The organism is Mucilaginibacter gossypiicola, from assembly GCF_900110105.1.
Lineage (GTDB): Bacteria > Bacteroidota > Bacteroidia > Sphingobacteriales > Sphingobacteriaceae > Mucilaginibacter > Mucilaginibacter gossypiicola.
Genome location: NZ_FOCL01000002.1, coordinates 56,097 through 77,693, shown reverse-complemented (window position 1 = coordinate 77,693; position 21,597 = coordinate 56,097). Strand labels below are relative to the sequence as shown.

The 21,597-nt window shown below is 42.5% G+C and carries 20 protein-coding genes; 10 read left to right on the top strand and 10 right to left on the bottom strand.

Going from position 1 to position 21,597, the window contains the following annotated elements:
• Positions 1-20: 20 nt before the first annotated feature.
• From BMX50_RS05360 to mutL, 4 genes are read right to left on the bottom strand one after another with little or no spacing between them, the layout of a single operon-like run.
• On the bottom strand, positions 21-1,130 hold the full coding sequence (locus BMX50_RS05360; protein WP_091208805.1) for an endonuclease/exonuclease/phosphatase family protein: 1,110 nt from the start codon (positions 1,128-1,130) through the stop codon (positions 21-23).
• Positions 1,131-2,003: a rhomboid family protein gene (locus tag BMX50_RS05355; protein ID WP_091208804.1), complete on the bottom strand. Its 873-nt coding sequence runs from the start codon at positions 2,001-2,003 to the stop codon at positions 1,131-1,133.
• Positions 2,004-2,036: 33 nt separating this feature from the next.
• Complete coding sequence (locus BMX50_RS05350) at positions 2,037-2,762, bottom strand: rhomboid family intramembrane serine protease (RefSeq protein ID WP_091208801.1); 726 nt, start codon at positions 2,760-2,762, stop codon at positions 2,037-2,039.
• Between the two features lie 18 nt (positions 2,763-2,780).
• Complete coding sequence (gene mutL, locus BMX50_RS05345; protein WP_091208798.1) at positions 2,781-4,640, bottom strand: DNA mismatch repair endonuclease MutL; 1,860 nt, start codon at positions 4,638-4,640, stop codon at positions 2,781-2,783.
• A 127-nt stretch (positions 4,641-4,767) separates the two neighbouring features.
• Here mutL and BMX50_RS05340 point away from each other — a divergent pair, with 127 nt between their 5' ends.
• The 3 genes from BMX50_RS05340 to BMX50_RS05330 are packed head-to-tail and all read left to right on the top strand — an operon-like array spanning position 4,768 to position 8,547.
• On the top strand, positions 4,768-6,399 hold the full coding sequence (locus BMX50_RS05340) for an amidohydrolase (protein ID WP_091208795.1): 1,632 nt from the start codon (positions 4,768-4,770) through the stop codon (positions 6,397-6,399).
• Positions 6,386-8,203 carry a serine hydrolase domain-containing protein gene (locus tag BMX50_RS05335; protein WP_091208793.1) on the top strand — a complete coding sequence of 606 codons (1,818 nt, stop codon included), beginning with the start codon at positions 6,386-6,388 and terminating at the stop codon, positions 8,201-8,203. Before BMX50_RS05340 ends, BMX50_RS05335 begins: the two co-directional genes overlap by 14 nt.
• 41 nt (positions 8,204-8,244) lie before the next feature.
• On the top strand, positions 8,245-8,547 hold the full coding sequence (locus BMX50_RS05330) for a hypothetical protein (protein ID WP_091208790.1): 303 nt from the start codon (positions 8,245-8,247) through the stop codon (positions 8,545-8,547).
• Positions 8,548-8,596: 49 nt separating this feature from the next.
• Here the strand turns inward: BMX50_RS05330 and BMX50_RS05325 are convergent, their stop codons facing one another.
• Positions 8,597-9,073, bottom strand: a complete 477-nt coding sequence (locus BMX50_RS05325; RefSeq protein ID WP_091208787.1) for a hypothetical protein — start codon at positions 9,071-9,073, stop codon at positions 8,597-8,599.
• A 105-nt stretch (positions 9,074-9,178) separates the two neighbouring features.
• On the opposite strand from BMX50_RS05325, the gene BMX50_RS05320 reads away from it, so the two are divergent.
• The 5 genes from BMX50_RS05320 to BMX50_RS05300 all read left to right on the top strand — a co-directional run bounded on the left by BMX50_RS05320 (position 9,179) and on the right by BMX50_RS05300 (position 13,189).
• Complete coding sequence (locus BMX50_RS05320) at positions 9,179-9,985, top strand: helix-turn-helix transcriptional regulator (RefSeq protein ID WP_091208784.1); 807 nt, start codon at positions 9,179-9,181, stop codon at positions 9,983-9,985.
• A 64-nt stretch (positions 9,986-10,049) separates the two neighbouring features.
• Positions 10,050-10,427, top strand: coding sequence for a VOC family protein (locus BMX50_RS05315; protein ID WP_091208781.1), 378 nt, complete (start codon positions 10,050-10,052; stop codon positions 10,425-10,427).
• Positions 10,428-10,689: 262 nt separating this feature from the next.
• Positions 10,690-11,511, top strand: coding sequence for an alpha/beta fold hydrolase (locus tag BMX50_RS05310; RefSeq protein ID WP_091208779.1), 822 nt, complete (start codon positions 10,690-10,692; stop codon positions 11,509-11,511).
• Positions 11,512-11,638: 127 nt separating this feature from the next.
• Positions 11,639-12,217 carry a Crp/Fnr family transcriptional regulator gene (locus BMX50_RS05305; protein WP_091208776.1) on the top strand — a complete coding sequence of 193 codons (579 nt, stop codon included), beginning with the start codon at positions 11,639-11,641 and terminating at the stop codon, positions 12,215-12,217.
• A gap of 75 nt (positions 12,218-12,292) precedes the next feature.
• Complete coding sequence (locus BMX50_RS05300) at positions 12,293-13,189, top strand: SDR family oxidoreductase (RefSeq protein ID WP_091208773.1); 897 nt, start codon at positions 12,293-12,295, stop codon at positions 13,187-13,189.
• Positions 13,190-13,293: 104 nt separating this feature from the next.
• On the opposite strand, the gene BMX50_RS05295 is transcribed toward BMX50_RS05300, so the two are convergent.
• Together BMX50_RS05295 and BMX50_RS05290 are read right to left on the bottom strand one after the other, a co-directional pair.
• On the bottom strand, positions 13,294-14,004 hold the full coding sequence (locus tag BMX50_RS05295; RefSeq protein WP_091208771.1) for a LytR/AlgR family response regulator transcription factor: 711 nt from the start codon (positions 14,002-14,004) through the stop codon (positions 13,294-13,296).
• A 2-nt stretch (positions 14,005-14,006) separates the two neighbouring features.
• Positions 14,007-15,131 (bottom strand): sensor histidine kinase, encoded by a 1,125-nt coding sequence (locus BMX50_RS05290; RefSeq protein WP_091208768.1) that lies wholly within the window; start codon positions 15,129-15,131, stop codon positions 14,007-14,009.
• Between the two features lie 301 nt (positions 15,132-15,432).
• Here BMX50_RS05290 and BMX50_RS05285 point away from each other — a divergent pair, with 301 nt between their 5' ends.
• Positions 15,433-17,697, top strand: coding sequence for a TonB-dependent receptor (locus BMX50_RS05285; protein WP_091208765.1), 2,265 nt, complete (start codon positions 15,433-15,435; stop codon positions 17,695-17,697).
• Between the two features lie 172 nt (positions 17,698-17,869).
• On the opposite strand, the gene BMX50_RS05280 is transcribed toward BMX50_RS05285, so the two are convergent.
• Genes BMX50_RS05280 through BMX50_RS05270 form a run of 3 tightly spaced genes read right to left on the bottom strand, consistent with a single transcriptional unit; the run spans position 17,870 to position 20,068 of the window.
• On the bottom strand, positions 17,870-18,253 hold the full coding sequence (locus BMX50_RS05280; protein WP_091208762.1) for a hypothetical protein: 384 nt from the start codon (positions 18,251-18,253) through the stop codon (positions 17,870-17,872).
• A gap of 28 nt (positions 18,254-18,281) precedes the next feature.
• On the bottom strand, positions 18,282-19,244 hold the full coding sequence (locus tag BMX50_RS05275) for a hypothetical protein (protein ID WP_091208759.1): 963 nt from the start codon (positions 19,242-19,244) through the stop codon (positions 18,282-18,284).
• The gene (locus BMX50_RS05270) at positions 19,241-20,068 is read right to left on the bottom strand and encodes a hypothetical protein (protein WP_091208756.1); all 828 of its coding nucleotides are present in this window, start codon (positions 20,066-20,068) and stop codon (positions 19,241-19,243) included. The genes BMX50_RS05275 and BMX50_RS05270 overlap by 4 nt, the downstream gene beginning before the upstream one ends.
• Positions 20,069-20,296: 228 nt before the next feature.
• Between BMX50_RS05270 and BMX50_RS05265 the strand changes: the two genes are divergently transcribed.
• Positions 20,297-21,529: an MFS transporter gene (locus tag BMX50_RS05265; RefSeq protein ID WP_091208754.1), complete on the top strand. Its 1,233-nt coding sequence runs from the start codon at positions 20,297-20,299 to the stop codon at positions 21,527-21,529.
• The last annotated feature ends 68 nt before the right edge of the window (positions 21,530-21,597 follow it).

Here is a 21,597-nt window from a genome sequence, read left to right as displayed (position 1 = left end):
AAAGGAACGGCAATGGTTTATTAATTCAATATGAGGTCGCTGCGTAATGGATAATGATCAGACAGTTTTTTTTCGATCACCTTGTAGTTAAAAACCGAAAATTGCTTGCTGCTCATGATATAATCTATCTGGTAATTAGGGAAATCGCCATTATAGGTGCGTCCTAAGCCCGAGCCTTTTTCGCGGAATGAATTGTTTAATCCTTTGGCCATTTGGTTAACCGCGAATGATGATGGCGTATCATTAAAATCGCCGGCTATAATGTAAGGATACGGACATTGGGCTGCATGTTCCTTTACTTTAAAAACCTGCTCGGCCCTTTTCATAAATGCAGTTTTCAGTTTGCTCCCGAGGCGTTTGGTTGATTTGATATCTGTTTTGCCTTTTTTGGATACGCTGTCGATATATTTATAGTCATCCGGATCAAAATTGATGGATTGCAGGTGCACATTGTAATACCTGAAAATTTTATCGCCCTTTTTAATATCGGCATATAAACACTGATTACCTGATGTTCTGTCAGCCGCCAAACGGATCATTCCCTTTGATATAATGGGGTATTTAGAAAAGATAGCCATTCCAATAGCTTCGAGACTGTTAAAGCTGAAAGGTTCAAAATAAAAGTTATTGCTGCCTAAGATCTTACAAAGGGAATCCCGTGTTTCGTACTGGCCTTTGTTGCGTGTGTAAAACTCCTGGAAGCCTATCACGTCCGGCTGCTCGCTGTCAATGAGCGACAGGATCTCATGTTTGGTTGAGATATCATTACTGAAACCAAAATGCTTGAAATTATGCACGTTATAGGTCATTACGTGCACCACATTGAGCCCGGGAGGTAATGAAAAGCTTGATTTAAACCTGAGTCCGATATTGTTATTAAGTACTCCCCAGCCAAGTAAAATACTCCCCAGCGAAAGCAGAAACTGCCAGCGCTTACGCAGCAGCCAGTACAACATCATAATTACATTGAGCAGTAGTATTGGAGGATAGGCCAGACCGAAGAAAGCAAATATCCAATACTTTCGGGGATCAATGGAAGGAGCCAGATAACCTATCAATAAAGCAAAACAGAAAAACAGGTTTATCCATAATAAAACCCTGCTGAAGATACTTTGCTTTTTTTTAATCATTTAGTCCTGTTTGCTTGCGCGCGATAAAATTTCCCGTTCCTGCTTGCTTAAACTATTATACCCGGATTGCGATATTTTATCTAAAATGCGGTCAATCTCTTCCTGGCGTGGATAATCGGATGTATTTTTACCCATATTATTTGAAACCACTTTCAGTTTAGGTTTCGATTTAAATAGTTTGGTTATACCGCCAACCCAATCGTGTCCCTTTTGCAGCTGTTTAATATACACAAATCCCATTAAAGCACCACCTATGTGGGCAATTTCGCCGCCGGCATTTGCGCCAACTATGCCCAAAAAGTCAATAACAAGAATCACAAATACCAGCCATTTTAATTTTACAGGCCCAAATAAAATTAATGATATGGTATAATCGGGCAGTAATGTAGCAGTTGCCACAACAATGGCCATTACGCTGGCCGATGCGCCAACAATGGTGCTGCTCTGCGCCGCATTAGCGCTGGTAAATGCAGGAAGCAAATTGAGGGCCAGCAAGTATAGTAACGCACCAGCAATACCGCCCATTAAATATAAACCTATGGTGCGTTTATTGCCAAGATACTCCTCAAAGATCTGCCCCATCCAGTAAAGCCAAAGCATATTGAACAGGATATGGAGTACACCCGCATGCATGAACATATATGTTAAGGGCGTCCAGAAGCGCTTAAGCAAATCGGGCAGGTATGCCGGCATATTTAAATATTTATCGGCATAAAGTAAAATGATGCTGCCTCCAAAACGAGTTAGTAGTTGCTCAACTATTGCCGAAATATTTATTACCAGAAAAACAATCACATTGATGCCGATAAGCAGGTTCAGCCTATTGCCGGAGCGCAGCATTTTGTAGTGGATATTTTGCCAAAGAGTGCTCATAATAAAGCTGTATTACAAAGATAACTACTGTTATTAATAAAAATTGTTTGGTCGTTGTAATCGCCAAATTTTAACTAATAAAAACCCGATAAGCGCTCCGCCGAGGTGCGCAAAGTGTGCCACCGAATCACCGGAAAATTGTTTAACCCCTAAAAATAATTCCACCACCACGTATACGGGAATAATGTATTTTGCCTTAACAGGTACGGGTATAAACAATATCATCAGTTCGAGATTGGGGAATAACATGCCAAAAGCTATCAACAAACCGAATATCGCTCCTGATGCACCAACGATAGGTGTTCCATAAATATCAAAAAGTTTCTGCGCATTTGCACCATATTCTAAATAAGATGACTGCAATGCCGGATGATCAATGGTAAAACTGCCGGTTATGCCATGCACCTCTATTGCCTGCACCGCTATTTGAAAAAGAATTGCACCTACTCCACATAAAAAATACAGGTTAAAGAACTTTTTTGAGCCGATGGCATATTCTACAATAGGGCCAAAAGAAAACAGGGCAAACATATTGAAGAAAATGTGGCTCCAACCGCCATGAAGAAACATGTAGGTGATAAGCTGCCATAGCTTGAAGTAAGGTGAATTAAAATAAAAGCCGCCCAACAGGGGCACTATTTTAGCATCATAAAATTGCCCGAACAATACAAATGGCAAAAAGCATATAATATTTATAATCAGCAGGTTTTTAACAACAGGTGTAAGGTTGGCAAAAGGTGATTGATTGTATCCGTTCATATATAATTTAGCCCGAGGCTATTTTTCAAATCGTTCCATTAATTCGTTCATAGTAAAGGTACTGATTACGGGCTTACCGTTCAACGCCTGGTTAGGTGATTGGCAGGCAAAAAGCTGGTCGATAAGCTGGTTCATTTCCTCTACCGATAATTTTGTGCCTGTTTTAATGGCTCCGTTACGGGCCAGTGAACGGGCAAGGTTATCGCGTTTATCTAATTTAAGAATAGCCAGATTGTTTTTAAAACCTTCCAGCAAATGTTCTAACAGTTCATGTTCACCTACGTTATTTAGTTCGGCCGGGATTCCCTCAACAACTACTGTATTTTTGCCAAATTCGCGGATATCAAATCCCAACGCGCGGATGTCAGGCAAAAGTTCTCTCAATAACTCAAAATCAGAACCATTTAGTGTTACCGACTGCGGAAATAAACTTTGCTGGCTTACCCCCGAATGATTTTGCAACTGAAGCAAAAAGCGTTCGTACAGAATCCGTTCGTGAGCAGCCTGCTGACTGATAAGCATAAAGCCGGATTTTATTGGCGACAGGATAAACCGGTTGTGAATCTGGAACAGTTGGCGTTCGCTCGGCTTGCTCACATCCTGCTCATCAACCGCTATGGTTTTTTCCTCATGAATCTCGTGCTGAAAAAGGGTTTCTTTTTTGCTGATCTCATACAAAGTATCCCAGTTTTGCGGTATCGGATCTTTCTTGTAGCCACCACTATCTCTTAAAAAAGGATGCTCCTGTTTGGGCCTTTCTTCTTTATTGGCAAAAGGGTTAAAATCCGGATTGAAGGAAATAGTAGGTGCAATGATCTCCTCAAATGGCTTGGGGGTGATCAGGTGCTCAATACTGTTTTCCTGGTCAAAATCTAAACTTGGCGTAATGTTATACCGGCCTAATGATCGCTTCACCGACGAACGGATAATGGCGTAAATGGCCTTCTCATCCTGGTATTTGATCTCTGTTTTAGTAGGATGCACATTGATGTCGATCTTTGAAGGATCAATATCAATAAACAATACATAAAACGGGAAGCAATCATCCGGCAGCAATTCTTCAAACGCAGTAGTCACTGCATGGTTAAGATACGAATCGCGGATGAAGCGGTTGTTTACAAAAAAGAACTGTTCGCCGCGGGTTTTACGCGCAAACTCTGGCTTGCCCACAAAGCCGCGCAGCTTAATGATGGTTGTCTCTTCTTCAACCGGGACAAGCCGCTGGTTATAATTATTGCCAAACAGGTGTACAATGCGCTGTTTAAGCGTAGTCCCCGGCAGGTGATAAACCTCCTGGCTGTCATGGTGAAGGGTGAAAAATATCTGAGGGTTTGCTAACGCCACACGTTGAAACTCGTCAATAATATGACGCATTTCTACCGGATTACTTTTTAAAAAGTTTCGGCGGGCTGGAGTGTTATAAAACAGATTTTTTACGGATATAGAAGTACCGGTATTAGCCGCACATGGCTCCTGGCTTATCACCTCCGAACCTTCGATGGTTATACAGCTACCCAGCTCATCTTCATGTCGGCGGGTTTTAAGCTCAACCTGGGCAATAGCGGCGATTGATGCCATAGCCTCTCCCCTGAAACCCATGGTACGAATGGCAAACAGGTCATCGGCCTTACGTATTTTTGAAGTTGCATGGCGCTCAAAACACATGCGGGCATCGGTAAGGCTCATACCGCAACCATTATCAATAACCTGGATCAGTGATTTACCGGCATCTTTAATAATAAGCTGGATTTTATCCGCACCTGCATCAATAGCGTTTTCAACCAATTCTTTTACTGCAGAAGCCGGTCGCTGCACTACTTCGCCTGCGGCAATCTGGTTGGCAACGGCATCCGGTAAAAGCTGAATAATGTCTGACATCTAAAAAAAATTCCCTTCAATTTCTATTTCGATGCTAAATTAAATATTTGATGGCATAACTTTATGATTTGATAGTTGTATATACTTTTGTGACTTAATACAATTACAATAATCATACAATCACTTTATGAAGAGACTATTGCCCGCGCTGCTATTACTGGCAGCAGCCTGCAAACAAAAGGAATACAATGCCGATATGCTGGTAAAAAACGCGGTTGTTTACACCGTAGATAGTAATTTTACAACAGCAAGTGCATTTGTAGTAAGTGGTGGAAAGATCCTTGCAGTAGGCAATGCCGATTCCCTTGAACAAAAGTACAATGCCCGCGAAGTGCTTGATGCAAACGGTGCGGCTGTTTACCCTGGCTTTATTGATGCCCACGCTCATTTTTATGAGTATGGTATGGGCCTGCAACAGGTAAACCTGGTAGGCACCCATAGCTGGCCCGAAATTATCGACTCGGTAAAAACTTACGCCGAGCGTAATACTGATGGCTGGATCATCGGTAATGGCTGGGACCAGAACGACTGGACTAATAAACATTTCCCTGATAAGGCAAAGCTGGATTCGCTGTTCCCGGTACGGCCGGTGATACTTAGCCGTGTTGACGGCCACGCCGCCATAGCTAACCAGGCTGCACTAAACATTGCAGGTGTTAAGCCCGGGCAAACCATTAACGGTGGCGAAATAGAAACCAGTAAAGGAAAGCTTACCGGGATACTGGTTGATAACGCGGTGGGTATAGTTACCCGCAAAATTCCGGAGCCAACAGCAGCTATGGTAGATACGGCCCTGCTTTCGGCACAGAAAAATTGTTTTGCTGTGGGGTTAACTACAATTGATGATTGCGGATTGCCTTACACCATGATAAATACAATTAATGAGCTGCAACATAAAGGCGACCTGAAAATGCGCCTGTATGTGATGCTTGCCGACAGACAGGAAAACTATGACTATCTTTTTAAACACGGCATTATTAAAACACCTGGCTTAAATGTAAGGGCTTTTAAGGTTTATGCTGATGGAGCGCTTGGTTCAAGAGGGGCCTGTTTGTTAAAACCCTATGCCGATTCGGCCAAATGGAATGGCTTTTTGCTGAGCAGTCAAAAACATTTTGAAGAGATTGCGCCAAAGATAGCTGCCCATGGTTTCCAAATGTGCACCCATGCTATCGGCGATTCGGCAGTGCGGGTGATGCTTAAAATTTATGCTGCTAATTTAAAAGGTAAAAACGATTTGAGATGGCGTATTGAGCACTCGCAAATAGTATCACCTCAAGACATTGATCAATTTGGAGCTTACAGCGTTATCCCATCGGTACAGCCTACACATGCAACATCAGATATGTACTGGGCCGGTAAAAGACTTGGCAGCGAAAGGCTTAAAACTGCTTATGCCTATAAACAATTGCTGAAGCAAAATGGATGGCTACCGTTGGGTACCGATTTTCCGGTTGAGAACATAAGTCCGCTTCATACGTTTTATGCAGCGGTGGAGCGTAAGGATCTGAAGGGTTTTCCTGAAGGTGGTTTCCAGCCCGAAAATGCTTTAAGCAGGATTGAAGCGTTAAAAGGCATGACCATATGGGCTGCCAAAGCCAACTTTGAAGAAAAAGAAAAGGGTAGTATTGAGCCGGGAAAATACGCCGATTTTGTGATGTTGGATAAGGATATCATGAAAGTAAAAGGCAGCGAGATCCCGGCAATCAAAGTGACAAAAACCTATATAAACGGAGTTAAAGTATATGATAAAAAATAAATGGGGCCGTGTTCCTTTAGTACTATTAGGGTTTGCATTATTTAATACTGCTTGTGCTCAAAACCCGCCATTAACAGGGCAGGCCTTCATTGCCGAAGAAAGATTGGTTGGTAACTCAACCGTATTACTTAATAATGCCTCATACCTGGTACCGCTACAAAAGCTGGAGGAATTGAAAATTGCCAGTGTGCATTTCAGCAATCAATACGCTACTGTTTTTGATAGCCTTTTAAATAAATATAATAAGGTTGATCTGTATGATGGTACAACCTATTCTGGCAATAAAACGTTGGCCAATCTTACTTCCGATCTGAAGTTTTACAACACTGTTATAGTGCAGGTAAACGATGCGGACCTGAGTAACCCCGATTTGATCGACTTTATCAGCTCTAACCAAAAAAACAAGAATGTTATTGTTGCCGCTTTTGGTAATGGTTCGGTGTTAGGTAAGCTTGACGTAATTACTGCCCCGGTGATCTGGACGGAGCGGGTATCACAGGTATCGGCCATGTACAGTGCTGAGGCTATATTTGGAGGGATAGGCATCTCGCAAAAGCTAACAAAAAATTATAGCCCCGTTTATAAAACAGGAATGGGCTTTATTACTGATAAAACCCGTCTTCAATATACTGTTCCGGAAGAGGCCGGCATCAATGCTGCCAACCTGCAGGGCATTGACAAAATAGCACAGGAAGCTATCCGGGAACACGCTACGCCGGGCTGCGTAGTATTGGTGGCTAAAGATGGCAAGGTGATATTTAATAAAGCCTATGGTTATCACACCTATGATAATGTGATGCCCGATAAGCTTACCGATATTTTTGACCTGGCTTCCATGACCAAGGTATCGGCAACTACTATGGAGGCTATGCAACTTACCGATCAGGGTAAGTTAAGCCTGGAGAAAACCCTTGGCGATTATATTCCGCTGGCGCGCAAAAGTAATAAGAACGATATCCAGATACGGGAAGTGTTGCTGCATCAGGCCGGTTTAATTCCAGATATCCAGTCATTTGAAAAGGTGAAGCCGACTGATCACAGCACCGACTCGTCGGCAGCTTATCCTACAAAAGTATCTGACCATTATTATCTGCGTAAGGACTATTATAAAGATGTAATGTTCCCTGAGATGCTAAGTTCGCCCCTGAAAACACGTGGGCAGTACGTATACAGTGATGTCAGCATGTTATTTATGCAGGAGGTGGTTGAAAATATTACTGCCGTACCACTCAATACCTATGTGCAGCAACATTTTTATACACCGCTGGGGATGCAAACTGCAGGCTTTTTGCCCTTGTATCGTTTTACGCCCGACAGGATAATACCAACCGAAAATGATAAGGAATACCGTATGTCGTTATTGGATGGTTATGTGCATGATCCAACATCGGCACTTTTAGGTGGGGTTGCCGGGCACGCCGGTTTGTTTGGCAGTGCCAATGATGTGGCCATATTATATCAAATGGTTTTAAACAAAGGTAGTTATGGCGGCACCCAGTATTTTAAGCCGGAAGTAGTTGATCTGTTTACATCCAAACAATCGCCGGTAAGCCGCCGTGGTTTGGGATTTGACCGTTGGGACCCGATAGCCGACAGGCACTACCCCTCAAAACTGGCATCTGATCAAACTTATGGGCATACAGGTTTCACTGGCACCTGTATCTGGGTCGATCCGAAATATAACCTGGTTTATATATTCCTGTCAAACAGGGTAAATCCTTCTGTAGGTAGTAAATTAGGAAGCCTTAACATCAGGCCAAGGATTCAGGATGTGGTTTATGAGGCAATAGCGAAAGGTTTGTAAGAGGATTTAGGGGTTGGTTTGTTCGTTTTGGTTAAAATAAAATGCCGCTGGATTTTTACGATATAAACGATATTCAATTGAATGAGAAATTATTTGAAATTGAATATGCCGACCTCGAAATCGCAGAATCAGTTGCCTTCAGTTTTAAAAAAGCAACGGGTATAACAATAGATCCCTATGGCACCACGCGAATTTATGCAGGTCACGCCCGGGTTATCATACTGCTCATTAAGGAGCATTTGTCAAATCTAAAAGACGATAAACAAAGGGTTAAGAAAAGACTAAACGAGTTGGTCGCTCGCCTTGAAAGTGTTAAAGATGGTTTTATAATTGTGGGGGACTGAGTATCCTTTTATAACTAACATTTAATTATTGCCTTAGTTTCCCAGTTTGTTATAATGTAATGCTCTGTATTAGCATTGATAGATATTGCTGCGGGTAATGATTCTGCCAGTTTTCTGAATCCCTAAGGGAGAGGAGCAATGACAGTAGTTTAGACTGGTCTTGCCATTTTGCAAGATTGTTTCGATGAATATGTGTAAAATTAAACTGATGTAATGCCGAGGCTTCATCAGAAGTAAGATACCCGATCATTATATGATCTTCCTGTTTGGTTATAAGTTCACCGGTTACAACACATTTACGGTTGCCCGGAGCAATAAATCTTATAAACTCATCGGCGTATCTAATGAGCTTGGCTCCAATTGGAGCCGCGTTTAAACAATCTATATGGAATGCATTGTCAGAATACTTAAATAGTTCGTCATTTGAATTTCCTACAAAATGAGGAAAGCCTCTGTAATCAGCATCGTCATTAAGTACCTGGTTACAAAAACAGCATGTTGATTTACCATGTAGTATTAATGCCATGTTTGTTTTTATAGTGAATGGGTTAGCTGACTATTCAAATATCTGAAAATAAAGTCTTAAATTTATTTAATTCCGAAATCGAACATCCGAATTGCCAATCAAAAGATGCGCTATTTCACCATCCAGCCGCCGGCCGAATTGAAACCTTATGTAAGATTTTACTGGGTGCTTGAGCATGAGCTGGGCGCTGATGAGCCATCATATATTTATCGTTCTATTGCCGATGGTTGTACCGAAATGGTGTTTCACTATCGTTCGGCATTTGATGAGTTGGACAATAAAACCGGGCAAAACGCGGGTCCGTCAGGCATCCAGTTTCAAACCACGCAATACCGGCGTTTTATTACAACTGAAAGCTTTGGGATTTTTGGTGCTTATATCTATCCTTTTGCTGTGCCCTGTTTCTTTAATATCGCAAGCAGTCAGACCAGCAATCTCGCATTTGATTTCGATACATTTTTAAGCCGTCCTGGTCGTGAGCTGGAGGAACGGATTATGCTGGCAGCCGATAATAATAAACGTGCGGAGGTACTTTCCGCTTTTTTAATTGCCCGCTTACGTAAAAACGGGTTAAAGGATGAACGTATGGCTATCGCCATCAGGGATGTGATCCATAACAAACAGTACAGGACAGTTGCCCAGCTGGCCAATGCCTATAATTTATCTGAAAGGCATTTCGACCGAAAGTTTAAGGAATATGCAGGTTTTAGCCCCAAAACCTATATGCGGCTTACGCGCCTTCAGGATGCATTGAGGCAGTACAATACCGATAAAACATTAACCCGGATAGCCATGGAATGTGGTTATTATGATCAGTCGCATTTTATTCATGATGTAAAGGAATTTACGGGCTATCACCCGGGTTTTTATTTTTCGGGCAAGGCCGAGGGGACAGAATACCGGAATACATAATGTCTGGTTTTTACAATTTTAAGAATTGTGAGAAGCCTAATTTTGAGTAAAATACCAACAAGCTATGGCAACATTAAACATTCCCGAAAATTACCAGGCAGTAATGCCTTACCTCATTGTTAAAAACGCAGGTAGATTTATCAGATTTACCCAGGATGTGTTCGGCGCAACCGAGCAATTCAAAACCATGCGTGATGAGCACACCATTATGCATGCCGAAGTTAATATCAATGGTAGCACCATCATGTTTGCCGATTGCACAGACACTTATCAACAGCAAAATGCTGGTATGTTTATATACGTTGAAAGCTGCGATGCAACCTACCAAAAAGCGCTGGACAACGGCGCGGAAAGTATTATGCCCCCGGCCAATCAATCCTATGGCCGGAGTGCGGGAGTAAAAGACCCGTTCGGCAATACCTGGTGGATCACTAATCCCTGATTTTTGTATCGGTGATTATAAAAGCAGTTGCCTGCGGGCTTTCAAATGGAGCTGTCAAAAAAACGTGATGATTTATCGTATGAGGGTAATTTTTGAAGGACGCCGGGGCGCCTCCTGCCTTTAATTTATTACTTTTAGGCTGTCGATAAGCTTTGGTTAGGGTAAGAAATCAGCCCCGGAACATAAGGTATTCATCGACAATGTTTTGCTTAGCAGCCCTACATCTTCAGCGTTTTATTAATCACCATAACTGAAAAACAAAATGAGTAAAATTACAGTAAAAGACGGAACCGAAATTTATTACAAGGACTGGGGAACCGGACAACCATTGGTTTTTCATCACGGTTGGCCGCTGTCTGCCGATGACTGGGATGCCCAGATGTTCTTTTTCCTTGAGCAAGGTTACCGGGTTATAGCGCATGACCGTCGCGGACATGGCCGATCAAGCCAAACTGCAACCGGCAACGAAATGGATACTTATGCAGCTGATGTTGCCGAACTTGTTGAGGCGCTTGACCTGAAGGATGCTATCCACATCGGGCACTCTACCGGTGGTGGTGAGGTTATCCACTACGCTGCAAAATATGGAAAAGGCCGTATAGCCAAAGCAGTGCTGATCAGCGCGGTTCCTCCGGTTATGGTACAAAGCGAAAGCAACCCTGATGGCGTTCCGATTGCTGTATTTGACGGCATCCGTGAAAGCACCGCAACTCAAAGGAACCAATTTTACCAGGATTTAACTATTCCGTTTTACGGCTATAACCGCGAAGGTGCTAAAGTTTCGCAAGGTATCAGGGACAACTGGTGGCGCCAGGGCATGATGGGCGGCATTAAAGCACATTATGATTGCGTAAAAGCTTTTTCGGAAACAGATTTTACAGAAGACCTTAAAAGTGTAGATATTCCTGTACTTATTTTGCATGGCGAAGATGACCAGATAGTTCCGTTTGCAAACTCAGCGCTAAAATCTATCAAACACCTGAAAAACGGCAAATTGATTTCATATCCGGGTTTCCCGCATGGTATGCCCACTACCGAGGCTGCAACCATCAACAAGGATCTTTTAGCTTTTATTAAAGAATAATCTTTTATCAATTACTGTATTAATCAAACGGCTATCCCGCAAAGGATAGCCGTTTGTATTTTGTCATAATCGTTTATCGCAATAATATCTGAAGGCTTGCTACTGAAATGTTTATTATTTTTGAGTAATGCATCCGGAATTTGAAACATACCTGCGAAACGGTAGCGACATGGCTGAAGAAACGATCCGCCGGATCAGTGACCTGGCCGTGCCGCGAAACTTGCGCCGTAACGAAGTCCTTTTCAGTGCAGGCGAGGTATGCAGGCATAAAGTTTTTGTGATGAGCGGATTGTTGTATACTTTCAACATTTCTGCTGATGGCAATCAGCATATTCTTCAATTCTCGCCCGAAAACAGCTGGACGCTGGATGTTGAAAGTTATGATAGGCAGATACCTTCGCAAGTAAGTATTGGTGCAGTAGAGCCCAGCAGTGTGCTCAGCTGGCAAAAAAAGGATTTCGATATGTTGCTGGCAAAAGTGCCGCAATTGAAAAAATTTGCCGAAGATCTTATTGCCCGTAACACCCATTACAGCCGTAAGCGGATCCTACTTTCATTAAGCGCCACGCCTGAAGAAAAGTATGAAGATTTTGTTCAAACCTTTCCAAACTACCTTGCCCGTTTGCCCCTGCGCATGATAGCCGCCTATCTGGGCATCTCCATAAAAACACTTACCCGCATCAGGCACGCGCAGCTTCAGCGTTAATTGTAATTATGGTCATGTGACCATCTTTGGCAGGATTTTATTGGAGAGTTTTGTATCAAATAAAATCATTGACTTATGCGTGTATTTGTAACCGGAGCCTCGGGATTTGTAGGCTCAGCAATAGTAAAAGAACTTTTAGGGGCAGGCCATCAGGTACTTGGCCTTGTCCGTTCAGATAAAGGTGCCGAACAATTAGCATCAACCGGCGCCGAAGTGTACCGCGGCGATGTAAACGACCTGGAGCTTATTCAGAAAGGTGCCGCCGCTTGTGATGCAATTATCCATACGGCTTTCAATCATGATTTTTCGCAGTTTAAGGCCAATTGTGAAGCCGACCGGAAGGTAATTGAAGCTTTAGGCGACGCCCTGGCAGGAACAGATAAACCTATGGTTATCACCTCTGGTGTCGGGCTTTTAAATTATGGCCGCCTGGCTACCGAAGATGATGTGCCGCCCGCTGCATCAGACGTTATTCCGCGTGTGGCTTCTGAGGAGGCTGCTGCAACTGTAGCTGCAAAAGGCGTAAAAGTTTATACGGTGCGCCTGCCGCCAAGCGTACATGGCGAGGGCGATCATGGCTTTGTACCAATGGTTATCAACATGGCGCAGGAAAAAGGCGAATCGGCTTATATAGCAGAGGGAAACAATCGCTGGCCTGCCGTTCACCGTTCAGATGCTGCGGCTTTATATCGCCTCATTGTAGAAAAACAACCGGAACTCCGGGTGCTTCATGCGGTAGACGAGGAAGGTATCGCATTCCGTGAAATTGCCGGGGCTATTGGCCGGGGCCTGCATTTGCCCGTGGTTAGTAAAACCGGCGACGAGGCTGCGGCACATTTTGGCTGGTTTCTGCATTTTGCCTCAATGAATTGCCCTGCATCCAGCGAAAAAACACGTACCGCTTTAAATTGGCAACCTAAAGCCGAAGGGTTAGTTACCGATATTGCTGCAGCCGGCTATCTCAGGAAATAAACAATTGATGACTTTTTAACTTAATGCACAGCAAAGAGGCCCGCGTTATACAATAACAACAGCCTCTTTGCTATGATTAACAGAGGTAGTTATAACAAAGAAGATTATGCCCCCCAGGTAACTAAACCACGGATAATTTCATAATAGGCGTCACTCACGGGCAGCTCAATGCCTGCTAATTGCACCTTACGTTTTTGTAAGGATTTTATTTTACCCACCGGAACAATATAGCTGCGGTGGATCCGCTGGAATTTGGCAGCAGGCAGCTTTTTTAATACTTCTTTTAGGGGGATCAATGTAAGAACCGGTTTATCATTGGTTAAATGGATCCGGATATAATTTTCCATGCTTTCAATATACCTGATGGCGCTCAAGGCAATCTTTATAACCCGGTACTCCGATTGCACATACAAACTTTCGTCTGTTTCATTTGGTTTGCCTTTTGCCGCGTTTTTATATTGATGAATCATAAGTGCTTTTTCTACCGCACGGGTAAAGCGTTCAAATTCAATTGGTTTTTCAATAAAATCTATAGCTTCCAACTCAAAACCGTCATAAGCATAGTTCCGGTAGGAAGTGGTGAAAATGATCATTGGCTTTATCGTTAACGATTTTGCCAGGTCGATACCAGTAATATCGGGCATATTGATATCCGAAAAAATCAGGTCGACCGGTTTGCTTTTCAAGAATTCGGCAGCTGAAACTGCGTCTTCAAATGTTCTGATAAGCTGCAAGTCAGGAAAGCGTGATACATACTCTTCTATGAGCCGTAATGCCAAAGGCTCATCATCAATAGCTATACATTTTAAAGTCATGACTAATTTTGTAAAGTTAGTTGAACAATATATTCCTGGTTATTATCGCTGATATCTAATAAATACCTGCCGTTATATAAATGCTCTAAACGGCGGCGGGTGTTCTTAATGCCTATCCCGGTGCCCTCGTATTTGCTATTTGAGCTAAAAATCTTGTTTTTACAATAAAAAAGCAAGCTTTCTTCGCTGATATTCAATTTAATACTGATAGTCGATGCTTCGTGTTTACTAACGCCGTATTTGAAAATGTTTTCAATAAAGGTCATTAATAACAGCGGCGCTATTTGCTTTTGGTCAATGTCTCCATCTACTTCAAAGTCAACAATGGTAAGGTTACCTGTGCGTAAACGCTGTAATTCGATATAACTGGTAATACAATCAATTTCGCGTTGCAGTGGGGCAAAATTCCCAGCTATATCTTCTGTAATATAACGCATAATTTTTGACAGTCGCAACACGCTGTCGGCTGCATGGTCATCTCTTGTTAAAACAAGGGTATAAATATTGTTCATTGTATTGAACAAAAAATGCGGGTTGATCTGTGCTTTCAAAAAAGAGAGCTCGGCGGTTGCCTTGTCTGCCTCTGCCCGGGAGGCCCTTTGTTCGGTAATTAGCCATTTCCTGATGATTTTGGTAGCGGCACTAAAGGCTAAAAGCGTAAAGAAGATAAAGAAACTTGTAATATCCAGGGGCTGTTTAAATGGCGATCTGCTTAAGGGCCTATCCCGGTACGAGGACCGCCCGGGGCTTTGCCCGGGTGGTTTGCCAGGCGGATGTTTTTCGTTATCAGGTTGATGTGCTATTACCGGGCGACCAATGTTTTCATGCTCGCTGATATGAAGCAACCTGTCAAAAGGCCGGATACAAAATACACCAAACAGCAAAAAAAATGCAGCAAAGCCATATGCAACATATCTTTTATTGAGCAGCAGCCATTTAACAAAAAAGGTATTGCTATAAAAAACAACCATAAAAGTAAGCCCGAACAACCAGTAATCGGTGTTATGCAACAGGATCATGATATCGCCAAATCCGCTGCCACTATTCAGAAAGACCAGCGGAATGGCCATGAGCGTTATCCACCCTGCAATATGCAGAATGACCGAAATGGTTTTGATACGAGACATACAATAAAGTAACACAAACGATTTTTACAGGAAAACAAACAATCGGTGATCAGGCTAAATGTATAGATGAAATGCCAATACAAATCCCCGAAAGGCGAATCCTGGCCAAACCGGTATCGGCATAAAAGACACTGATTTAAAGCTTCAATACTCCTTTCATCATTAAAAAAAGACCATTCATCTATGCCTGCGGCCATAAAACAAGGTTTACTGCTACGTTTATGTTGGATTAAGAAGTTCCTGTGCATTTACAACAACCAGGCAGAAATGTGAGCAGGGTGCCATTATGTAACCTGATAATATGAAATTTAAATTATTGGTATTAATATTACTATTGAACAGCAGCGGACTATATGCACAACAAAAAACAATTTCAGGAACTGTTATCGACAGCGCCTCCCGTATACCGATTAACGGAGTTACCGTTATTTTAAACCCAATAAATCAAACAACCGTTACCGGCGAAACCGGGCATTTCTCCTACAGAAATGTAGAGCCGAAAGTACTATCCCTTACCATTACGGCTGTGGGCTATCAAAAAAAAGTAATTGAACTTACCCGGGATAGCTTTATTCCACTGATAAGCCTGAGCCCGAAGCAAACTTTGTTGACAGATGTGGTGATCACGGCAAACAACCTCAATCCTAATAAAGCTATCAGCGAAACGGATATAAAATTACGCGGTGTGTCTAATTCGCAGGAAGTACTGCGCATTGTTCCGGGCTTGTTTATTGGCCAGCACCAGGGCGGAGGTAAAGCCGAACAGATCTTTTTGCGAGGATTTGACAATGACCACGGTACCGATATCAACATGAGTGTTGACGGTATGCCCATCAACATGGTATCACAGGCCCATGGACAGGGGTATGCCGATAGTCATTTTATCATCCCCGAAACCATTGAGAGCACAGATTACCAAAAGGGCATGTATAATGCGGAGAAAGGTGACCTGGCCGTTACCGGGTATGTAAATTTTAACACAGCCAATGCGATAAATACTAATCAGATTAAAATAGAAGGTGGGCAGTTTGATACTTACCGTGTGTTTGGCATGGTTAACTTGCTCGGCAATAAAGCAAAAGCCAACAACCAATCCTGGTATGCAGCTTCAGAATACAGGTACAGCGACGGTTATTTCGACAACCCGCAGCATTTTAAACGCTTCAACTTTTTCACCAAATATCATGGCCGGTTAAATATTAACAATTGGCTAACGGTAAGTGCTTCTGCCTTATCAAGCTCATGGAAAGCTTCGGGCCAGATTCCGGAAAGTGCAGTGAGCGATGGTTTGATAGGGTTTTACGGTGCGCTTGATCCCAACGAAGGGGGGATCACGTCGCGTATCAATGTAAACGCGCAGCTTTTAACTCAATTGTCTAATCATGATATCCTTAAAAACCAGCTCTATTATTCGCGTTATAAATTTGACCTGCACACCAATTTTACATTTTACCTCGCAGATACCGTTAATGGCGACGAAATTCGTCAGCGGGAAGCACGCAATTTGTACGGCTATAACGGTAGTTACAAACACGAAGGGTTTATTGGAAATGCAAAACTGACAACAGAAGTGGGGATCAACGCCAGGCTGGATATAACAAAGGGCTCGGAGTTGTCGCACACTGTCAATAACTCCACAGTTATTAATCCTATCAAATCAGGTGATATTACCGAACTGGGTGCGGGAGTTTATTTGAATGAGATATTTCAGTTCAACTCAAAGTTCACTATGAGTGCAGGATTAAGGTTTGATCAGTTCTATTACCGTTATAACAATAAACTGGCTACCGACAGTACACTTCACGGTATTGGTATTTATACCGCCGCCAATAATATTGTGAGCCCCAAACTAAATTTTTACTATCAGCTTAATGATAAAACCCAGTTTTACTTATTAACAGGAAAAGGCTTCCATTCCAACGATACGCGGGTAGTGATAGCGGAGGGCGGTTTGCAAACTCTGCCTGCAGCATATGGTGCAGATTTGGGTACAGTATTTAAACCAGTCAAAAACCTGCTGTTTAACGCGGCCTTATGGTATAGTTACCTGCAAAAAGAATATGTGTACGCCGGCGATGGGGGCTCGGTAGATTTTAGCGGTCGCACCCGTCGCATTGGTTTGGACTTGTCTGCACGTTACCAACCGCTCAAGTCATTATATTTTGATGTTGACCTAAATTACGCACACGGGCGTTCGCTTGATGATCCGGCCGGAGCAAATTATATTCCATTGGCGCCGGTTTGGAGCAGCGCAGGTGGTATAACCTATATTTTAAAAAAGGGCTTTAATGGAAGCTTACGCTACCGGTATCTTGGCGACCGCCCTGCAAATGCCGATTATAGTCTGACTGCTCAAGGGTATTTTATTAATGACATGGTGTTGAATTATACCAGGCCCAAATATGAAGTAGGCTTAACAATCAACAACCTCTTCAATGCGCGGTGGAAAGAAACTCAATTTGAAACAATAACCCGCTTAAAAAACCAGGCCCCTGTTGATGGCATAGCATTTACGGCGGGGACAAAGTTTGCCGCTTTATTGCATCTCACTTATTTTTTTAAATGAAAGTTGTTTGAAAAAGAAACGGAAACCATATCATTGCGAGCAAAGCGCGGCAACCGCAAGAAAGCATAGCTGCCCTGTATAGTATGCGATTGCTTCGTCGTTCCTCCTCGCAATGACATGATTTTTTGTATTCTGAACACCTATAGTCATTGGCTAACAGTGGCTCAATTTGCTATTGTTTATTGAAAGCGGTCGTTGTTCCTCCTGTGGTTAACTTTATAACCTTTTTTGATTCATCTATGGTACCGGTATAACTCTTTGAGCTATTGTCGTTAAACAAAAGGTCAAAAGAAAACTGGTACTTATCGATTTTACTATTGGTGACATCACCGGTTTTACCTCCAACAGTACCGGAGCCGCTAAGCTTGCCATCCTGATTGCCAAACGTAAATGAATCGGTACTGGTTTGCCAAAAACCTATCAGATCGCCCAAAAGAACAATGACGCCGCCACCACCGCCGCCACCGCCACCATCACTACTTTTACCACAGGTTGTGGTACCAAAAGCTATAATAACGATCAAAATAACATAGAGAGGGGGATTTAACTTTTTCATGATTAAATGCTTTAGTTATTAATGATTATTAATTTTTTAACAGGCCCAGGAATTGCTTTACACGTTGTTCCATGCCAATAAGCTGATCACTAATGGGTGGAACCTGTGTTTCTATTTGTGATTGTATCTGTTTTTTTAAGTTTTCTTTATCTTTTTCAGGTATTTGATTTTGGAAGTATTGGTTGATCTGGTTTTTGAGGTCGTTTAAAGGGACTATCTTATTTTTGCCGATACCATAGATGAGCGTATCAGCTATCCCTTCAAACGTTTTGGGAAGTAAGGGATCGTCCCAGTAATCGGCTATTTTTTTTGAGTAGGTGGGATAGTTGACATATAATTTTTCAAATGCCTGGTTAAAACCATTTTGGGTTTGTGCATATTGGGAAAGCGCGTTGATATTTACAAAGGCATAAACACCTATAAATTTAAAAGCAATCATTAAGCTTTGTGCCTGGAGGATATAGTTTTGCAGGGCCCCGCTGATTTCAGGATAAAACACGTCTATACCATCCTGTTTTTCCCGTGCAGCTCTCAAATCATCGTTCGAATAACCCAACTTTTTAAGATTAGCAGCGATAGAATCAATTTTGCCCTGCAACGCTTTCGTGTCAGATTGTCCCTTTTTAGCGGCATCTTTTAATTGCGACAATGATGCCATATAGCTCTTGATCTGCCCGCTTGATTGAAAGCTTTCCAACACTATCTGCGTTAGCAGCGACGGATTTTTAGGAATAAGCACCCGCCCGCCAAGTGGGTATAAAACGATATAGCTTTTGTCGGAAGTTTTAATCTCTACCTGCGTGGTATTGCTGTTAATGGCTGCGGTAAACACGCCGGATTCGTTTGTTGTTGCCGGGTTGCCGTCGATAGTTATGGTGTAATTTTTAACTAAAGCATTATTGCTTAACAGCTCCCCTTTAAAAACAATAGTTTGTCCGTAAGCGCTAAATACGACTGTGCATAAACCAATGATGCAAATTATCCCTTTCATAACTTATTCAGTTGAAGGGTAAGCGGTACTTTCGACGAAAAAATCTGGGTGCTGTTAAAACGCAGCTTTTTTCCGGTATAAACCCTTACAGGGAGCTCAGTTCCATCTTTTATCGGCAAGGTTAGGCTGAAATTGCCTAATTGATCGGCATTGGTTTTATAAAGCCCGTCGGCCAGTACAATCAATACATCGGGCACTGGCTGCCCTTGCATATCTACAACCAAGCCGCTTACAATCAATGAATCTGGCTTTTTTTTAAGATGCAGTTCAATAGGCGTACGCCCGTCAACAGGAATAACTATTTGCTGGCTTTTCCGGTAATAACCAGCAACGGCGGGAGTAACAGTAATACTTTTTCCTAATAAGGTTGCGGGCTGTTCGTTAAAAGTTACTACGCCGTTTTCGATCCTTGCCGAGTCGGGTTTATTGAACAGTACCTTAAGTAATCCGCCATTTACAAGTTCATTTTTACTTTCATCGCCAAAAACAATGAATTTCGCATCAAATGAATCGGCTTCGGGCTTAAGCTTCAGGCCAAAATAGATGATCAGGCAAAAGATCACGGCCGGCCCGCCAAGTGCTAAAGTTCCATTATGTAATTGGCCGCTATATTTTGCATGTGCCTTTAATGCCCCAAATAAAAAACCCGATGCAATTAAGGCCGCAAAAATCAACAGAAAAAAATAAAGCTGGGGACTCAAACTTGCCGCTTTATTACTAAAGATCATCAATATTACCGCAGCCGCCACAAACAGCACAAAGCCTAATCCGGTTATAATAACCCAACTCAAAGGCGATACAGCTTTATTGGCTTCTGCAGGCATGGCGGTAACAGGCTGTGTATTATAAAGTTAAGCATAATTTAATTTATAATATACAACTTTTTAACTCGCAGGAATTTACTATATGCTCGATTTGAAATAATTTAAGGCAAATCAGCAGTCGCACGATTAATAATTAATTTTTTGTTGCCTTGAGATTGATACCCTCGCAGGCTCTTTATTACTTCCAGCCAACAATCCCCATTTTAGGTATTGTTAATTTTGCGGCAAATGCTTACTACAACCGCCATAACAACGCCGCAACTTAAAAATCGTGCTGTTTCAACAGTATTAGCTTTTGCTTTGTTGCCGCTTTCGGGTTTCGCAACCGACATATATATTCCCTCATTGCCCAGCATGGGTGCTGATATGCATATCAGCAGCATCCAGGTTCAATTAACCCTTACATTGTTTCTGATCAGCTATGGTGTATCGCAATTGTTTTTGGGAAGCGTTTTAGATTCATACGGCCGGTATAAGTTTAGCCTTGGCGCACTGGTGGTATTTATTTTGGCCAGTGTGGCTATTGCCGTTACACATAATATTTATGTTATTTATGCCATGCGGATCATCCACGGCATAGCAGTAGCCATGATAGTAGTGGCTAAACGGGCTTATTTTGTGGATGTTTACGAAGGTGAGCGGCTAAAACATTATCTCAGTATGTTTACCATCATCTGGTCGGCCGGGCCCATTGTTGCACCGTTTTTGGGTGGTTATTTTCAAACCACGTTCGGCTGGCAGTCTAACTTTTATTTCCTGGCAGCATTGGCTTCGGTTATAGCTGTGCTTGAGGTGTTTTATAGCGGCGAAACTATTCGTCACCGCACAGAATTTCATTTGAAGAAAATAGCCGGTTTGTATGCCGAAATGATCAAGACCACTACGTTTAGCCTGGGTATCCTGATGCTGTGTTTCGCTTATTCAATGGTGATCATGTACAACATGACAGGGCCTTTTATTGTTGAGCACCACTTTAATTTTACGCCGGTAGTTGCAGGTTATTGTTCGCTTATTTTGGGCCTGGCCTGGATGGTAGGGGGCTTTATCGGCCGGGCTCTGATCAGCCGTCCATTTTTTAGTAAGCTGTTCGTTAATATCTTGCTACAGCTATTAGTGGTTACATTAATGATCATTAGCGTAAACTTTGTAAGCAATGTTTATGTGATGGTGTTATTTGCTTTTGTGATACACGTAGGAGCGGGATTTACGTATAATAACTACTTTACTTATTGTTTAGGCCGGTTCCCCAAAAATGCGGCCATGTCTGGCGGGCTTACCGGCGGTATGGTATATGTGATACTTTCGTTGCTTACTTATGTGGTTGTTGCCGCTATCCCGGCTAAGGATGAGCGTAACCTGAGTTATAGCTATTTGGTGTTTATCCTGCTATCGGTTGTTGTAATGCTGGTACTGTTCAGGTTAAACAGAAACTCCAAAGCTCATTTAACGGAGGAAAACTAAGGGTGTTATCGGATTACCGGAGGTAGGCTGTTTACCTATTCAGCAAGTGGAAGCCGTCAGTTTTCGTG

What these genes read in the sequence shown, in the direction of transcription:
- BMX50_RS05360 (WP_091208805.1), bottom strand. Translation starts at nt 1,130, where the DNA reads ATGATTAAAAAAAAGCAAAGTATCTTCAGCAGGGTTTTATTATGGATA.
- BMX50_RS05355 (WP_091208804.1), bottom strand. Translation starts at nt 2,003, where the DNA reads ATGAGCACTCTTTGGCAAAATATCCACTACAAAATGCTGCGCTCCGGC.
- BMX50_RS05350 (WP_091208801.1), bottom strand. Translation starts at nt 2,762, where the DNA reads ATGAACGGATACAATCAATCACCTTTTGCCAACCTTACACCTGTTGTT.
- mutL (WP_091208798.1), bottom strand. Translation starts at nt 4,640, where the DNA reads ATGTCAGACATTATTCAGCTTTTACCGGATGCCGTTGCCAACCAGATT.
- BMX50_RS05340 (WP_091208795.1), top strand. Translation starts at nt 4,768, where the DNA reads ATGAAGAGACTATTGCCCGCGCTGCTATTACTGGCAGCAGCCTGCAAA.
- BMX50_RS05335 (WP_091208793.1), top strand. Translation starts at nt 6,386, where the DNA reads ATGATAAAAAATAAATGGGGCCGTGTTCCTTTAGTACTATTAGGGTTT.
- BMX50_RS05330 (WP_091208790.1), top strand. Translation starts at nt 8,245, where the DNA reads ATGCCGCTGGATTTTTACGATATAAACGATATTCAATTGAATGAGAAA.
- BMX50_RS05325 (WP_091208787.1), bottom strand. Translation starts at nt 9,073, where the DNA reads ATGGCATTAATACTACATGGTAAATCAACATGCTGTTTTTGTAACCAG.
- BMX50_RS05320 (WP_091208784.1), top strand. Translation starts at nt 9,179, where the DNA reads ATGCGCTATTTCACCATCCAGCCGCCGGCCGAATTGAAACCTTATGTA.
- BMX50_RS05315 (WP_091208781.1), top strand. Translation starts at nt 10,050, where the DNA reads ATGGCAACATTAAACATTCCCGAAAATTACCAGGCAGTAATGCCTTAC.
- BMX50_RS05310 (WP_091208779.1), top strand. Translation starts at nt 10,690, where the DNA reads ATGAGTAAAATTACAGTAAAAGACGGAACCGAAATTTATTACAAGGAC.
- BMX50_RS05305 (WP_091208776.1), top strand. Translation starts at nt 11,639, where the DNA reads ATGCATCCGGAATTTGAAACATACCTGCGAAACGGTAGCGACATGGCT.
- BMX50_RS05300 (WP_091208773.1), top strand. Translation starts at nt 12,293, where the DNA reads ATGCGTGTATTTGTAACCGGAGCCTCGGGATTTGTAGGCTCAGCAATA.
- BMX50_RS05295 (WP_091208771.1), bottom strand. Translation starts at nt 14,004, where the DNA reads ATGACTTTAAAATGTATAGCTATTGATGATGAGCCTTTGGCATTACGG.
- BMX50_RS05290 (WP_091208768.1), bottom strand. Translation starts at nt 15,131, where the DNA reads ATGTCTCGTATCAAAACCATTTCGGTCATTCTGCATATTGCAGGGTGG.
- BMX50_RS05285 (WP_091208765.1), top strand. Translation starts at nt 15,433, where the DNA reads ATGAAATTTAAATTATTGGTATTAATATTACTATTGAACAGCAGCGGA.
- BMX50_RS05280 (WP_091208762.1), bottom strand. Translation starts at nt 18,253, where the DNA reads ATGAAAAAGTTAAATCCCCCTCTCTATGTTATTTTGATCGTTATTATA.
- BMX50_RS05275 (WP_091208759.1), bottom strand. Translation starts at nt 19,244, where the DNA reads ATGAAAGGGATAATTTGCATCATTGGTTTATGCACAGTCGTATTTAGC.
- BMX50_RS05270 (WP_091208756.1), bottom strand. Translation starts at nt 20,068, where the DNA reads ATGCCTGCAGAAGCCAATAAAGCTGTATCGCCTTTGAGTTGGGTTATT.
- BMX50_RS05265 (WP_091208754.1), top strand. Translation starts at nt 20,297, where the DNA reads ATGCTTACTACAACCGCCATAACAACGCCGCAACTTAAAAATCGTGCT.